A 14,026-nucleotide genomic window follows, 5' to 3' on the forward strand; every position below is an offset into this window, starting at 1 on the left:
TGGCAGGCACTGACGACCGGCCATGTGGAGCTGCCGCGCCGACGCATCCACGCTGGACTGTGGTTTCGGCTGCTACGCACGCTGCTCGATGAGCTGAACACCCCGCTTTCGACGTGCGGAACCTGCGCGGGGTATCTCCGCCAAGTATGGGAAGGCTGCGGGCATCCGCTGCGTGCTGGGCAAAGTCTGTGGCGACCGTATGAAACCCTGAACCCGGCAGTACGGTTGCAGATGCTAGAGGCGGCGGCAACGGCAATCAGCTTGATTGAGGTGAGGGATATAAGCCCGCCAGGCGAGCATGCAAAGCTGTTCTGGTCCGAGCCCCAAACCGGGTTCACCAGTGGCCTGCCGGCGAAAGCGTCGAAGCCCGAACCCGTCGATCACTGGCAGCGTGCGGTCAAGGCCATTGATGAGGCCATCATTGAAGCGCGGCACGACCCCGAGACGGCGCGCTCGCTGTTCGCGTTGGCTTCCTATGGCCGGCGCGATCCTGCTTCCCTGGAACAGTTGCGTGCCACCTTTGCAAAGGAAGGCATCCCCCCGGAATTTTTGTCACATTACGAGGCTGATGGACCCTTTGCATGCCTTAGACAGAATGACGGGTTAAGTGACACATTTTGACGGTCAGAACTTTCCGGCGCACACTGTCACATAATCGAACGTATATGTGACAGGAGTGACATGCTGATTGGTTACATGCGGGTATCGAAGGCGGACGGTTCCCAGGCCACTGACTTGCAACGCGACGCGCTGGTCGCTGCCGGGGTGAAGCCGACGCATCTCTATGAAGACCAGGCATCCGGCAAGCGCGAGGACCGCCCCGGCCTGGCAGCCTGCCTGAAGGCGCTGCGCGAGGGAGATACGCTGGTGGTGTGGAAACTGGACCGGCTCGGGCGTGACCTGCGCCACCTGATCAATACCGTCCACGACCTGACCGGACGTGGCATCGGACTGAAGGTGCTGACCGGCCACGGCGCGGCCATCGACACGACGACGGCCGCCGGCAAGCTGGTCTTCGGCATCTTCGCCGCGCTGGCCGAGTTCGAGCGCGAGCTGATCGCCGAGCGCACGATTGCGGGCTTGGCCTCGGCACGGGCGCGCGGTCGGAAAGGTGGCCGGCCGTTCAAGATGACGCCCGCCAAGCTGCGCCTGGCGATGGCGGCAATGTGCCAGCCCGAAACCAAGGTCGGCGACCTGTGCCAGGAACTCGGCATCACGCGACAGACCCTGTACCGACACATTTCCCCAAAAGGCGAGTTGCGCCCAGATGGGACGAAACTACTCAACCGCACCTGAGTAGTCAGCCTCAACCTGACGGCGGCAAATCGCAAGCGCTCGGTTCGGTCGCAATGTTGGCCCGCGCCTGGAAGCGCTGATAGCACTCCAGCCCGCAGAAGTGCTCGACGTACTCCGCCCCTTCCGGGGTGAAGGCGGCATCGAGCGGGATTTCCTTGCAACACACGCAGCAAGCGGTGCTCGGTTCGTTGACGTTCATGGTGGTGTTTCTCCATTGGTTGACGAAGCTGGCGAAGGCCGCCGCCGGCACCGGCTTGGCGAACAGAAAGCCCTGCACCGTGTCGCAGCCGGCCTGCCGCAACCACGCAAGGCTGTCGGGTGTTTCCACGCCTTCGGCCACTACCTCCATGCCCAGCCCATGCGCGAGCTGGATCACCGCCCGCACGATGCATTGGTCGCGGGTATCGTCCGGCAGCCTGGCGATGAACGATTGGTCGATCTTCAGCGTGGTGATCGGGCAGCACTTCAGATGTTGCAGGCAGGAATAGCCCGTGCCGAAGTCGTCGGCCGCGAAATGCACGCCGAGGGCACGCAAGGCGTCGAAGGTGGCGAACAGGGCCGGATTGCCGAAGGCGACCGATTCAGTCAGCTCGATCTCCAGACATTCGGCGGGTAAGTCCGCGTCGGTCAGCACCCGCTGAATCTCGGCATCGAACATCGGCCCGACCTGACTCGCGGACACATTGACGGCGAGCCGGAACGGCTGCCACGCCAATGCTTGCCACTCGCGCATCTGTCGGCAGGCTTCGCACAGCACCCACGTGCCGATTGCCGGCATCAGGCCGGACGACTCGGCCAGCGGTATGAACTGACCTGGTGGCAGCAGTCCCAAGCTCGGATGCCGCCAGCGCAGCAGTGCTTCCGCGCCGACGATCCGGTTATTACGCAGATCGACCAGCGGCTGGTAATACAGCTCAAGCTGCCGGCTCGCCGCCGCCTGCGCCAACTCGGTCGCTGTCCATTCGGCGGGGTGCGAAGTCATCATGATCCGCGCCGGAAGGCGCGCAGCAACCGCGCCACGGACAGAGCGAACAAACCGGTCAGCGTGAGGGCTGCAATACCCCAATGCTCCCCGATGAAGGCGCCAGTTGTCGTTCCGGCCAGCACAACGGCGAGAATCGGCAAATGACAGGGACAGGTGAGCACGGCCAACGCGCCCCACAGATAGCCGGTGAACGGCTTGGGTGTTTCGGTCGGCAAACGCTCAGGGCCGTTCATGGCAGGCTCTCCGCGTGCTGTGCCGGCTCGGTCGGCAGGGTGGCCAACTGCGCTTCCAGATCGGCCAACGCTTCGCGCCGACGTTCGACGAACTGGCGTAGCACGGCAAGCTGCGTTGCGGCCTGGTCGCCGTCCGCCGTATCGAGTGCCCGGCACAACCGCGCCAGCGCATCGAGGCCGATGCCCGCCTCGAAGGCAGCCCGCACGAAGCACAGCCGTTGCAAGGCCGCCTCGTCGAACAGGCCGTAGCCGCCTGGGGTACACGCCACCGGCCGCAGCAGTCCGCGCAGCAGGTAGTCGCGCACGATATGCACGCTCACCCCGGCATCAAGGGCCAGTCGGGACACCGTGTAGGCGTTCATCGAACACCTCCTTTTCCTCACCCGGCGCAGCAGGAAAGCTGCTTCACGTCCTTGTTGAAGGTCTGCGCCGCGAGCTTCAGTCCTTCGACCATCGTCAGGTAGGGGAACAACTGGTCGGCCAGTTCCTGCACCGTCATGCGGTTGCGAATGGCCAGCGCCGCCGTCTGGATCAGCTCGCCGGCTTCCGGCGCAACCGCCTGCACGCCGATCAGCCGTCCGCTGCCTTCTTCAGCCACCAGCTTGATGAAGCCGCGCGTGTCGAAGTTGGCGAGCGCCCGCGGCACGTTGTCGAGCGTCAGCGTGCGGCTGTCAGTCTCGATGCCGTCGTGGTGCGCCTCCGCCTCGCTGTAGCCCACGGTGGCCACTTGCGGATCGGTGAACACCACGGCCGGCATCGCGGTCAGGTTCAGGGCCGCGTCACCGCCGGTCATGTTGATCGCGGCACGGGTGCCGGCCGCTGCCGCCACGTAGACGAACTGCGGCTGGTCGGTGCAGTCGCCGGCGGCGTAGATGTGTTCCACGCTGGTACGCATGCCGGGGTCGATGACGATAGCGCCTTGCGGGGTGAGCGTGACGCCCGCCGCATCCAGTGCCAGGCTGCGTGTGTTCGGCGCGCGGCCGGTAGCGACCAGCAGCTTGTCGGCGCGTATTTCGCCGTGCCCCGTGGTCAGCACGAATTCCCCGCCTTCATGCGCGACCTGGCTGGCCTGCGTGTGTTCCAGTACCTCGATACCCTCCATGCGAAACGCGGCCGTGACGGCTTCGCCGATGGCCGGGTCTTCGCGGAAGAACAGCGTGCTGCGCGCCAGGATCGTCACCTTGCTGCCCAGCCGGGCAAAGGCTTGCGCCAGTTCCAGCGCCACCACTGACGAGCCGATCACGGCCAGGCGCGCAGGAATCGTCTCGCTGACCAGCGCCTCGGTCGAAGTCCAGTAGGGCGACTCTTTCAAGCCCGGGATCGGCGGCACGGCCGGACTGGCACCCGTGGCAACCAAACAGCGGTCGAACGCCACGAGGCGCTCGCCACCCTTGTTCAAATGGACGACAAGGCTCTGGCCGTCCTTGAAACGCGCTTCGCCGTGCAGAACGGTGATGGCCGGATTGCTGTCCAGGATGCCCTCGTACTTGGCGTGACGCAGTTCGTCGACGCGCGCCTGCTGCTGGGCCAGTAGCCGCTCGCGCAAGATCGTCGGCGGTGTGGGCGGCATGCCGCCATCGAACGGGCTTTCGCGGCGCAGGTGGGCGACGTGGGCGGCGCGAATCATGATCTTGGACGGCACGCAGCCGACATTGACGCAGGTGCCGCCAATCGTGCCGCGCTCGATCAGCGTGACGTGCGCGCCTTGTTCGACGGCCTTCAGCGCTGCCGCCATCGCGGCCCCGCCGCTGCCGATCACGGCGATATGGAGCTTGCCAGCATCCCCGCCAGCCTTGTCATCACTGCCCAGCCATTCGCGCACCTTGCCGAGCAATCCGCCGCCCGCCGGAGCCACGGGCGCATCGGCGAGCGTAGCCCGATAGCCGAGTCCGGCTATGGCAGCGGTCAGCGTATCCGGCGATGTGCCGGCCTCGATGGCGAGCCTGGCGCTGCCCTTGGCATAGGAAACCTCCGCTGATTGCACGCCAGGCACTTTCTCCAGAGCTTCCTTGACGTGAACCGCGCAGGAGTCGCAGGTCATGCCGGTAATTTTGAGGGTGGTCATTCATCGTTCCTTTTCTGTGTTGGCTGCCGGCTCCCGCCGTCAGCCTTGTTTCGTGGGGAGTTCGCAACCGTCCGGGCCGCAACGGCGATTTGCCGGCGAAACCAAGTCCCAGATCGACACGCCGACCATCAGCGCCAGGCCGGTGTATACGAGCCGTGCGGTCCACCAGCTGCCAAGCAGCCAGACAGTTCCGGCGAACACGATGGCTGGCCCGATCATGCCGAGCAGGCTGCGGTGCCATTGCCGATGACTCAACCAGCCCAGCGCATTCGCCAGCAAAGCCACGACAGCGAACAGCGGCAGCAGCTTGGAGATGAACAACCCTTCGTATTCCTGTAGAAAGCCCAGGCCGATGGCCGCGCCCAAGCTGGCGATGGCCGGGAAGCACGCGGCGCAGCCCATCGCCGAAACAACGCTGCCGAGCGCCCCAGCCTTGTCGGCAATGCGCGTGATCAGTCCCATGATCGCCCCAGGCTCGGGTTCAGTGGTTCACTGCTTGACGCTGGAGGGATAGCCAGCGTCGGTGGTTGCTTTGGTGAGTTTCTGGACGCTGGTTTTGGCATCATCGAAGGTGACCACCGCCTCGCGCGTCTCGAAGGTCACGTCAACCTTGCTGACGCCTTCGACCTTGGAAATCGCCTTCTTGACGGTGATCGGGCAGGCCGAGCAGGTCATGCCCGGCACCGACAGCGTGACGGTCTGGGTGGCGGCCCACACCGGGGCAACAACGGCAACGAGGACGAGGGAGGCAAACAGTTTTTTGGCTTGCGCCGAAACTTGCGTTTTCATGGTGAACTCCGATCAGTAGAAAAATGGCATGACATAGGGAAATCCGAGCGCGACCAGAACCAGCACGGCCACGACCCAGAAAATGAGCTTGTAAGTCGCTCGCACTTGGGGAATCGCGCAGACCTCGCCCGGTGTGCAGGCTTGCGCAGGGCGGTAAATGCGCCGCCAGGCGAAGAACAACGAGACCAACGCCGCGCCGATGAAAATCGGGCGATACGGCTCCAGCACCGTCAGGTTGCCGATCCATGCCCCGCTGAAACCCAAGGCGATCAGGACTAGCGGACCTAGACAGCAGGCTGACGCAAGAATGGCGGCCAGCCCGCCGGCGAAGAGCGCGCCGCGCCCGTTTTGTGGTTCAGACATGCGCTTGTCCTTTCGAATTTGAATTGGATAGCGTAACCTTACTTCCGTACTCATGTACGGAGTCAAGCGATATGGAAAACAATTTTGAGAATCTGACCATCGGTGTTTTTGCCAAGGCCGCCGGCGTCAACGTGGAGACCATCCGGTTCTATCAGCGCAAGGGCTTGTTGCCCGAGCCGGACAAGCCCTATGGCAGCATTCGCCGCTATGGCGCGGCGGACGTTACGCGGGTGCGATTCGTGAAATCGGCCCAGCGGTTGGGCTTCAGCCTGGATGAAATCGCCGAGTTGCTGCGGCTCGACGATGGCACCCACTGCGAGGAAGCCAGCAGTCTGGCCGAGCACAAGCTCCAAGACGTGCGCGAGAAGATGGCCGATTTGGCGCGCATGGAGGCCGTGCTGTCTGACCTGGTGTGCGCCTGCCATTCGCGGCAGGGGAATGTTTCGTGCCCGCTGATTGCGTCGCTACAGGGCGGAGCAGGCCTGGCAGGGACGGCTATGCCTTAGCGTGCTTTATTTTCCGTTTTCTGAGACGACCACAAATCAGAAAAGACTGTGCAGCCGACTCTTGATATTCCGTGCGGTCATCTTCTGAAAATGACAGTGCGGCGGGCATCCCAAGCACACCGACAATCCACAATCCCTTTCCAATATTCAAAGTCCAGCTATACTGAATTTTCGTGATTTATTGGACAAGTCGCCATGCTGATCGGCTACGCCCGTGTTTCCACCGACGACCAGAACCTGGACTTGCAGCGCGATGCGTTGCAAGCGGCTGGCTGCGAGCGGGTCTTTGAGGACATGGTGAGCGGCGCGAGGGCGGACCGCTCCGGGCTGGCCACCCTCATGAGCATGCTGCGTGCCGGCGACACGGTGGTCATCTGGCGGCTGGATCGGCTGGGCCGGTCGCTCAAGAACCTGATCGAGCTGGTGGAGCGACTGGAGACCACCAAGGTCGGGCTGCGCAGCCTGCAAGAAAATATCGACACCACGTCGAGCGGCGGTAAGCTGGTCTTTCACCTGTTCGGCGCACTGGCCGAGTTCGAGCGCAACCTGATCCGCGAACGGACACAGGCCGGACTGGTCGCGGCGCGCGCGCGCGGCCGCATGGGCGGGCGCCCGAAGCGACTAGACCCGGCCAAGCTCGCGCTTGCCCTTAAACTGCACCGGGAGCGGAACCATACCGTTGAAGAAATCTGCAAGATGATGGGAATTTCAAAATCCACGCTCTACAACTATCTCGACAAGGCTGAGAGCGATGGCGGCCGGGTGGCGTAAGCAGATCCCGGTCGAATCGCTGCTGCAATTGCGGCAGCGGCTTGACCGTCTGCCTCACAAAAGTCCGGAGCGTGCGGCCCAGGTGCGCGCCATGTCCGAACTGTACGGCATCTCCACCACGTCCGTGTATCGCGCCCTGAAGGATTTTCTGAAGCCACGCGTGATCCATCGCACCGATCACGGCAAGCCGCGCGTGCTGCCGAAATCCGAACTGGAGAGGTATTGCGAACTAGTTGCGGCCCTCAAGCTGCGCACCACCAACAAGCAGGGCCGCCACCTGTCCACGAAGCGCGCCATCGAGCTGTTAGAGGAATATGGTGTCGAGACAGCGCAGGGTCTGGTACGCTCGCCACAAGGCGTGCTTACGCGCAGCACGGTCAACCAGTACCTCACACTTTGGCACCTCGACCAGCCGCGTCTACGCCGGCAACCGCCAGCTGTGCGCTTCCAGGCCGAGCACAGCAACGACTGCTGGCAATTCGACATGTCGCCGTCCGACCTCAAGCGGATTGACAAGCCGGACTGGATCGAACCTGGCAAGGGCGAGCCGACGCTGATGCTGTACAGCGTCGTGGACGACCGCAGCGGCGTGGCCTACCAGGAGTATCGCTGTGTCTATGGCGAGGATGCCGAATCGGCGCTGCGCTTCCTGTTCAACGCGATGGCAGTGAAGGCGGACCCTGAATACCCGTTCCAGGGGCGGCCGTTGATGATCTACCTGGACAACGGCCCTGTTGCCAAGAGCCGGGTATTCCAGAATGTGATGCACGCACTGGGTATCGAGTGGATGACACACATCCCTGCCGGCAAGGACGGCGAGCGGGTCACGGCGCGCTCCAAGGGAAAAGTCGAACGCCCGTTCCGCACGGTGAAGGAAGCCCACGAGACGCTGTACCACTTCCACAGGCCCGAAACCGAGCAACAGGCCAACGAATGGCTGTTGCGCTACCTGATGCGCTACATTCGCCAGGATCATCGCTCCGAGCAGCATTCGCGCATCGAGGACTGGCTTGCCAACTTCCCGAACGGCGGCATTCGGGAGATGTGCGCTTGGGAGCAGTACTGCCGCTTCGCCCGCGAGTCGGAGCGGCGCCGGGTGGGTGTGGACGCGCGCGTGTCGGTGGAGGGCACCAGCTATGAAGTCGAGCCGGACATGGCCGGCGAATATGTGCTGCTGTTGTGGGGGCTGTTCGACAACGAACTGTACGTCGAGTACGAAGGCGTGCGCACTGGCCCCTACTACCCGGTCGCCGGCCCGATCCCATTGAACCGCTATCGCGCTTTCAAGCGCGGCGCGGCCGACGTGCGCGCCGACCGTATCCGCACTCTGGCCGACCAGCTCAAGCTGCCCATCGAAGCGCTGGCCGGCAAGGAGCTGCACTTGGCTCCGCTGAATCTACCAGGCGAATTACCGATCCAGCCCTTCGACGCCGAGGCGCACGAATTTCATTTTGCGAACGTCATCGCCGCCAAGCTGGCGATTGCAGATGAGCTGGCCAGGCCGTTGGCCAAGCTGTCGCAGGATGATCGCGCCGTCATCGACCGGGTGCTGAGCGAGACGCTGACGCGCAGCGTCGTGCTCGCGCGCATACGAGATTATTTCCGAAACAAGAAGACTGGAGAGGACCATGCGAGTTGAAGTGATGCAGTACTACGGGCTGACGCAGCCGCTTAGCCAGGCCGGCTACTACGAAACCGACCACCACAAGCAGCTTATCAAGGACATCAAGGGCGCTACCCTTGAGGGACGGCTGATCGCCCTCTGCGGTGTTGTCGGGAGCGGCAAGACAGTCACGCTGCGCCGCCTCCAGCAGATTTTGAAAGACGAAAACCGCGTGGCTGTCGCCAAGTCGCTGTCGGTGGAAAAGCACAGCATCAAACTGGCCACCTTGATCTCCACGCTCTACTACGACCTGACGCAGGACAAACAAGTGCAAATCCCCAAGCAGAGCGAGAAGCGCGAGCGGGAATTGCAGGAGATCGTCAAGAAGGGGAAGCGGCCCGTGGCGCTGTTCGTCGACGAGGCGCACGACCTGAACGGCCACACCCTCATCGGCCTCAAGCGCCTGATGGAAGTGGTCGAGGATGCAGGCGGCCGGCTGTCGGTGATTCTGGCCGGCCATCCGAAGCTGCGCAACGACCTGCGCCGCCCGACCATGGAGGAAATCGGCTACCGCACCGACATCTTCACGCTCGATGGCATCGCCGGCAGCCAGCGCGAATACATCCTGTGGCTGCTTGGTGCCAGCTCGGCCCCGAACACCGATCCCGAGTCGATCCTGAACGGCGAGGCGATCGATATCCTGGCCACCAAGCTGCGCACACCGCTGCAAGTCCAACTGCACCTGACACTGGCACTGGAAGCGGGCTACCAGACGGGCGAGAAGCCTGTCACGGCCGCGCTGGTGGAAACCGTGCTGTCTCGCCAGCTTGACGATCTGGAGCCGACCCTGACCCGCCACGGGTACAGGCTGAAGGACATGGTCGAACAGTTCGACGCCAAGCCGGCGGAAATCCGTGCGCTGTTCAATAACAAACTCGAACCGGCGCGCACTGCGGAGCTGCGCGACCGGATGCTTGCCGCTGGCCTGCCCATCTGATTCTGTCCATGAAATTTAAACAATTTACGGTCGCGTCCTGCTTTTCGTCCTTCATGCTGCCGCACGTCCTGTTCGTGGGAGAGCTGGAGGCGCGGAAGAAGGCGGTCATGAGCTGCTGCCTGGCGTGGAACATCAGCCTGTTTCCTAGCGACGAGCAGGAGGACCACATCGAGCGGATTTGGCAAATGGTCGAGGCCGACAACCAGGAGGCACCGCCTCCCGGTCTGGAACAGGGATTCAAGCAGGACCTGCGCATGCTGGTCGCACAGAAACAGGAGCTGTTTCCGTGGACGCATACGAATATCCCAAAGGCGGACTTGATCGGAGCGGGCGTCCACGATGTATTGATGATCGCAACCGGCACCGGCACGGCCGAGGAAATCGAAATCCTTGCCTGGCCGAATCCGACCGGATTGCCGCTCATCATCGAGCACCTGCGGAGCATCCAGAGCAACACTGCCGCCCAGGTCGGCCTGCTGGAGCAGGCCAGCAGCACCCCTGGAGCAATCACCGACATCGAGGCAACCCAGATGACGACAGCGTATTGCGTGCAGCGGGCCGATCTGGTCGGCTACCAGCGCATCCTGACGGTCTGGCGCGACACCCAGCCGGCGGCGAGTGTCAAGCGAGTCATCGGCCACTGGCTGGGTGTGCTGGCCGAAATCGAGGCCGATACCAAGGCGGTGTTGAACATCCTGGTCAGTTGCAGATAAACCTGGTTCGCCGTAATGGAATGCAGGTCGGCGCGGATAAATGCAGGTTCATTTGCAGCTAATGCTGGTTTGAGGGGGCCTTCAGTTTCAGTTATTTCTGGTCGAGAATCGACTGGAATGCTGGTCGGCCCCGTTTCAAATGCAGGTCACTACAGGTAGAGCTTTCCGCCGAGTTGGAGTTCGGGTAGCTTGACCGGCGCCATAGGAATTGGATACGTGGCAAGTAAATGGCCTGCCAATGCATGAGCCTGATCGGCAACTTCTTGTGGCGAGGATTTGTTCCCGATAGCGGCGCGCAGTTTCACAGCCTCTGATTTCAGCTTCGGCATCGCAGGAGTGTCTGGCAAATCTGCCAATTGGCGTTCCGCGGCCCGAGCGAACTCCTCCATCTCCGCGTACTCACTCTGATTGCGCACGGCTCCGTCTTTAACTGACCTACCATAGTCGACAGCCAGGTAGTCCAGCATTTGCCAGATCTGCTTCGTCTTGGTCTGGGTGGGCAGGTCATTGGCGCGGGCAGGAAGCAAAGCAGAGGCAAAGCACAGCAATGCAATCAGGATAGTGCGGAGCGGTAACATAGAATCTCGTCGAAAGAGGAATGCTGAGTGAGAATGCGAATAATTCTCATTATATGCCGGTTTCATGCCCCAACCTTGGAAATACTTATGTATAATTTGGAACGATGAAACGCGCCCTGCTCATATTGTTAATGTTCTTGATTCCGCTCCATACCACATGGGCTGCGGTGTCGTACATGGACAATTTGGTTGAGGTACCTAAATCAGCGCCTGTTTTTACCGGTGTCAAGCAAAATTTGGCGAAGTCGTTATCTGCTTCCTCTGCAGTACGATACGACAAGAGTTGCTGCCCTGGGTGCCATGTGTTCTGTCATTTTGCGGCGGTCGCACCGTCGTATTTGCTTGTTGCACCCATTCAGCCTGTTCCGTTCCTGGCTGGCATGCTCAGCATGGCTACCGCTTACCAATCTCACATCCCAGACGGCCCGACGCGGCCCAATTGGACCACCGCCAGCTGAGCTGGCGGGAGCGTCCTGGTATTGAGCGCCATCTTTAGGCGCTAGTCCGACCTTTCGCCGAATATCCCCCGATTTACTGGAGAATTCGATGCAGGTCTCATTGCTGCCGCTTGTCGCGGCACTTTTTGCGGTCCCCTTGTTTGCGTCCGCTGCAAATCCCGGGTTAGCGCCCTTAACGGAACAGTTGGCGACGGCACCAGCACCGCCAATCTCCTTGTCGCTCGAACAAGCGATTGAGCGTGCTGAAGCACAAAATCCTGAGTTACAACGCTCTCTTGCCCGGCGTATGGCCATCGAGGGCGAGGCGGTCGATGCGCGCGCACTTTTTTGGAACAATCCCGAACTGGCAATGGAGCGCACGCGTCGCGTCGTGCCTCAAGTTGGGCTGCCGTCCGAATCGTTACGCGAGTGGCAAGCTGGCATAACACAAACGATTGAAATCGCTGGGCAGCAGGGACACCGTCGCCAAGCCACGCGGCAGGAACTTGAAGCCCTTGCAGCGTCGATCATGGAAGCACGTCTGCAACTTCGCGGCGGCGTTGAACGCCAGTTCGTAGGCGTTATAGCACTCCAGGCACGGATCACTACCGAGCAGCGCTCATTGGTTGCTATCGAAGAGACAGCCCGTGCCATCACGAAGCGTGTTGTAGCCGGTGAAGATAGCCGCCTCGACGGCAATCTGGCGTCGGTGGAAGCAGTCCGGGCACGCAATCAGATTGGCTTACTTCAGGAGCAGCTGATGCAAGCCCGCGCCGATTTGGCCACGCTCCTGCAAATGCCGCCCGGTACCAGCATCGAGGCGCTTGGCACACTGGAGACGCCTTCGCCAGCGTATTCGCTGGAAAGCCTGCTGACACACGCCGCCACCCGTCCACTGCTGCGCGCACTCGACCATCGGGAACAGGCTGCTGCAGCGCGCCTTGCGCTTGAACGTGCTGCGCGCTATCCGGACGTTACCGTGGGCGTCGCAGCGTCGCGCGAGGGCGCCGATACTTCACGCGAACGTCTCGTCCGAATGACGCTATCGGTGCCGCTGCCCCTTTACCGGAATAATGCCGGGGGCATCGGCCGTGCCCGCACCGAACTGGCGCAGACACAGATCGAACGCCGCAGTACTAGCCGCGATGCGGCCGCTGACATCCACTCGCTGTGGCAGAAGATGCAGAGCCAGACGGCGCGTGTTGGCGCGTTGCGTGACACTGCCCTTCCGGCGCTGGAAGAAAACCAACGCCTATCGGTCAAAAGCCTCCACGCCGGCGAAATCGGGTTGACTCAACTCCTGCTAGTGAACAGACAAGTTTTGGATGGCAGGCGTGACCTGATTGACGCCCAAGCTGAATTGCGCATAACGCGCATCGCCCTACAGCAGGCGGCCGGCTGGTCCGCCGACGCGCAGCGCTGAAGCAATTGCAACATGCCACACCTCCCAAAAAATCGTTACGGAACAATATCCATGAAATTACTTATTTGGCCAGGTGCCGGCGCATTGCTACTGGTATGCGCCTTGAGCGGTTGCGGCAAGGGTCACGCTCCTGCCGCAGAACAAAGAGAACAGGCTGAGCCAAGTGCTCGGACTAAGGAGGCGACTGCGGCCAAAAAAGAGGCGCCCGCCGCAGAGGAGAACGAAAAAGGCAAATTGGTGCTGTCGGCAGACATCGCACGCGCCGCCGGCATCACGGTCGCACCGCTGGAGGAGCAAGATTCCGCCGAACAGATTGTGGTGACGGCGTCGATTGGCGCAAACCAGGATCGATTCGCGCATATCGCTCCAAGGGTGGCAGGTCGCATCGTCAAAGTCTCCGGCAATCTTGGCGACAAGGTGCGTGCCGGGCAAATGCTTGCGGTGATCGACAGTATTGAAGTTGGCGAGGCGCAGTCCAGCTACGCCCAAGCGTCCAGTGAGCATGCATTGGCGAAGGCGGGAGCCGAACGCGCAGAAAAACTTTTTGCAGACCAGATCATTCCGCAAAAAGACTATCTTCGGGCGAAAGGCGATTTTGAAAAAGCGAAAGCGATACTGCGTGCGGCCGTCGATAAACGCCAAGCGCTAGGCATCGCCGAGAAGTCATCCCCAAGCGCCAACGTCTCCACTTTTGCGGTCGCATCGCCATTCTCGGGCACGCTGGTTGAGAAAAAAGCGGTGCTAGGTGAGCTTGCACAGCCCGACAAGATGCTCTTTGCCGTTGCCGATTTATCGAACGTCTGGATAGAGGGCAACCTATACGAAAAAGACATCGCGAAAGTGCACGTCGGCGCGCAGGCGCTAATCACCCTTGCAGCCTATCCCGGCGAGACCTTCGCTGGCAAAGTCGCCTATATCAGTAACGGTATGGACAAGGAATCGCACACGATCAAGGCGAGAGTAGAAGTCCCTAATCCAGATGGAAAACTCAAGCTGGACATGTTTGCCACCGCAGCGATCTCGACAGCTGGAGCGAGCAAACGACTGTTGCTCCCGGAGCAGGCAGTCGTGTTAATTCAGGGGCAACCAACAGTGTTCGTTCAAGAGAAAGGCGGCTTTGAGGCACGCGCGATAGAACTTGGGGAAAAATTGCGGGGCAAGGTGGTCGTGAAGTCCGGAGTCGCGGCTGGCGAGAACGTTGTTACTGCTGGCGCGTACGCGCTAAAAGCAAAGATGCTCAAGTCGCAAATCGGCGACGCAGACTAAG

General features: G+C 61.6%; 16 protein-coding genes and 1 pseudogene. 9 read left to right on the plus strand and 8 right to left on the minus strand.

The window, feature by feature from the left end; all coding sequences use genetic code 11:
* Together AC0Z42_RS29025 and AC0Z42_RS29030 are read left to right on the plus strand one after the other, a co-directional pair.
* Window positions 1-621: pseudogene (locus AC0Z42_RS29025) on the plus strand (TniQ family protein); the annotation flags it as partial.
* Between the two features lie 60 nt (window positions 622-681).
* Entirely contained in the window at window positions 682-1,296 is a 615-nt protein-coding gene (locus AC0Z42_RS29030) for a recombinase family protein (protein WP_485471529.1), read from the plus strand.
* Window positions 1,297-1,306: 10 nt separating this feature from the next.
* Here AC0Z42_RS29030 and AC0Z42_RS29035 read toward each other — a convergent pair whose 3' ends face one another.
* Genes AC0Z42_RS29035 through merT form a run of 7 tightly spaced genes read right to left on the minus strand, consistent with a single transcriptional unit; the run spans window position 1,307 to window position 5,731 of the window.
* Window positions 1,307-2,281: a DUF3330 domain-containing protein gene (locus AC0Z42_RS29035; RefSeq protein WP_485471530.1), complete on the minus strand. Its 975-nt coding sequence runs from the start codon at window positions 2,279-2,281 to the stop codon at window positions 1,307-1,309.
* Window positions 2,278-2,514 (minus strand): broad-spectrum mercury transporter MerE, encoded by a 237-nt coding sequence (merE, locus tag AC0Z42_RS29040; protein WP_485471531.1) that lies wholly within the window; start codon window positions 2,512-2,514, stop codon window positions 2,278-2,280. The genes AC0Z42_RS29035 and merE overlap by 4 nt, the downstream gene beginning before the upstream one ends.
* Window positions 2,511-2,876, minus strand: coding sequence for a mercury resistance co-regulator MerD (merD, locus tag AC0Z42_RS29045; RefSeq protein WP_485471532.1), 366 nt, complete (start codon window positions 2,874-2,876; stop codon window positions 2,511-2,513). The genes merE and merD overlap by 4 nt, the downstream gene beginning before the upstream one ends.
* A 17-nt stretch (window positions 2,877-2,893) precedes the next feature.
* Window positions 2,894-4,579 (minus strand): mercury(II) reductase, encoded by a 1,686-nt coding sequence (gene merA / locus AC0Z42_RS29050; RefSeq protein WP_485471533.1) that lies wholly within the window; start codon window positions 4,577-4,579, stop codon window positions 2,894-2,896.
* Window positions 4,580-4,618: 39 nt separating this feature from the next.
* Window positions 4,619-5,041, minus strand: coding sequence for an organomercurial transporter MerC (gene merC / locus AC0Z42_RS29055; protein WP_485471534.1), 423 nt, complete (start codon window positions 5,039-5,041; stop codon window positions 4,619-4,621).
* Window positions 5,042-5,068: 27 nt separating this feature from the next.
* Window positions 5,069-5,368 (minus strand): mercury resistance system periplasmic binding protein MerP, encoded by a 300-nt coding sequence (merP, locus tag AC0Z42_RS29060; RefSeq protein ID WP_485471535.1) that lies wholly within the window; start codon window positions 5,366-5,368, stop codon window positions 5,069-5,071.
* Between the two features lie 12 nt (window positions 5,369-5,380).
* Entirely contained in the window at window positions 5,381-5,731 is a 351-nt protein-coding gene (gene merT / locus AC0Z42_RS29065) for a mercuric ion transporter MerT (RefSeq protein WP_485471536.1), read from the minus strand.
* A gap of 71 nt (window positions 5,732-5,802) precedes the next feature.
* Between merT and merR the strand changes: the two genes are divergently transcribed.
* From merR to AC0Z42_RS29090, 5 genes are all read left to right on the plus strand, one after another.
* Window positions 5,803-6,237: an Hg(II)-responsive transcriptional regulator gene (gene merR, locus AC0Z42_RS29070; protein ID WP_485471537.1), complete on the plus strand. Its 435-nt coding sequence runs from the start codon at window positions 5,803-5,805 to the stop codon at window positions 6,235-6,237.
* Window positions 6,238-6,432: 195 nt separating this feature from the next.
* The gene (locus AC0Z42_RS29075) at window positions 6,433-7,008 is read left to right on the plus strand and encodes a recombinase family protein (protein ID WP_485471538.1); all 576 of its coding nucleotides are present in this window, start codon (window positions 6,433-6,435) and stop codon (window positions 7,006-7,008) included.
* A 4-nt stretch (window positions 7,009-7,012) separates the two neighbouring features.
* A complete protein-coding gene (locus tag AC0Z42_RS29080; protein WP_485471554.1) occupies window positions 7,013-8,647 on the plus strand; it encodes a transposase family protein in 1,635 nt (544 codons plus the stop codon).
* Complete coding sequence (locus AC0Z42_RS29085; protein ID WP_485471539.1) at window positions 8,637-9,608, plus strand: ExeA family protein; 972 nt, start codon at window positions 8,637-8,639, stop codon at window positions 9,606-9,608. Before AC0Z42_RS29080 ends, AC0Z42_RS29085 begins: the two co-directional genes overlap by 11 nt.
* An 8-nt stretch (window positions 9,609-9,616) precedes the next feature.
* Window positions 9,617-10,321 (plus strand): hypothetical protein, encoded by a 705-nt coding sequence (locus AC0Z42_RS29090; RefSeq protein WP_485471540.1) that lies wholly within the window; start codon window positions 9,617-9,619, stop codon window positions 10,319-10,321.
* Window positions 10,322-10,470: 149 nt separating this feature from the next.
* Here AC0Z42_RS29090 and AC0Z42_RS29095 read toward each other — a convergent pair whose 3' ends face one another.
* On the minus strand, window positions 10,471-10,899 hold the full coding sequence (locus AC0Z42_RS29095) for a hypothetical protein (protein ID WP_485471541.1): 429 nt from the start codon (window positions 10,897-10,899) through the stop codon (window positions 10,471-10,473).
* A 546-nt stretch (window positions 10,900-11,445) separates the two neighbouring features.
* Between AC0Z42_RS29095 and AC0Z42_RS29100 the strand changes: the two genes are divergently transcribed.
* Both AC0Z42_RS29100 and AC0Z42_RS29105 read left to right on the plus strand, forming a co-directional pair.
* On the plus strand, window positions 11,446-12,759 hold the full coding sequence (locus AC0Z42_RS29100; RefSeq protein WP_485471542.1) for a TolC family protein: 1,314 nt from the start codon (window positions 11,446-11,448) through the stop codon (window positions 12,757-12,759).
* Window positions 12,760-12,810: 51 nt separating this feature from the next.
* On the plus strand, window positions 12,811-14,025 hold the full coding sequence (locus AC0Z42_RS29105) for an efflux RND transporter periplasmic adaptor subunit (RefSeq protein ID WP_485471543.1): 1,215 nt from the start codon (window positions 12,811-12,813) through the stop codon (window positions 14,023-14,025).
* The last annotated feature ends 1 nt before the right edge of the window (window position 14,026 follow it).

This window comes from Janthinobacterium sp. 1L-D-8-B-C4, assembly GCF_057291295.1.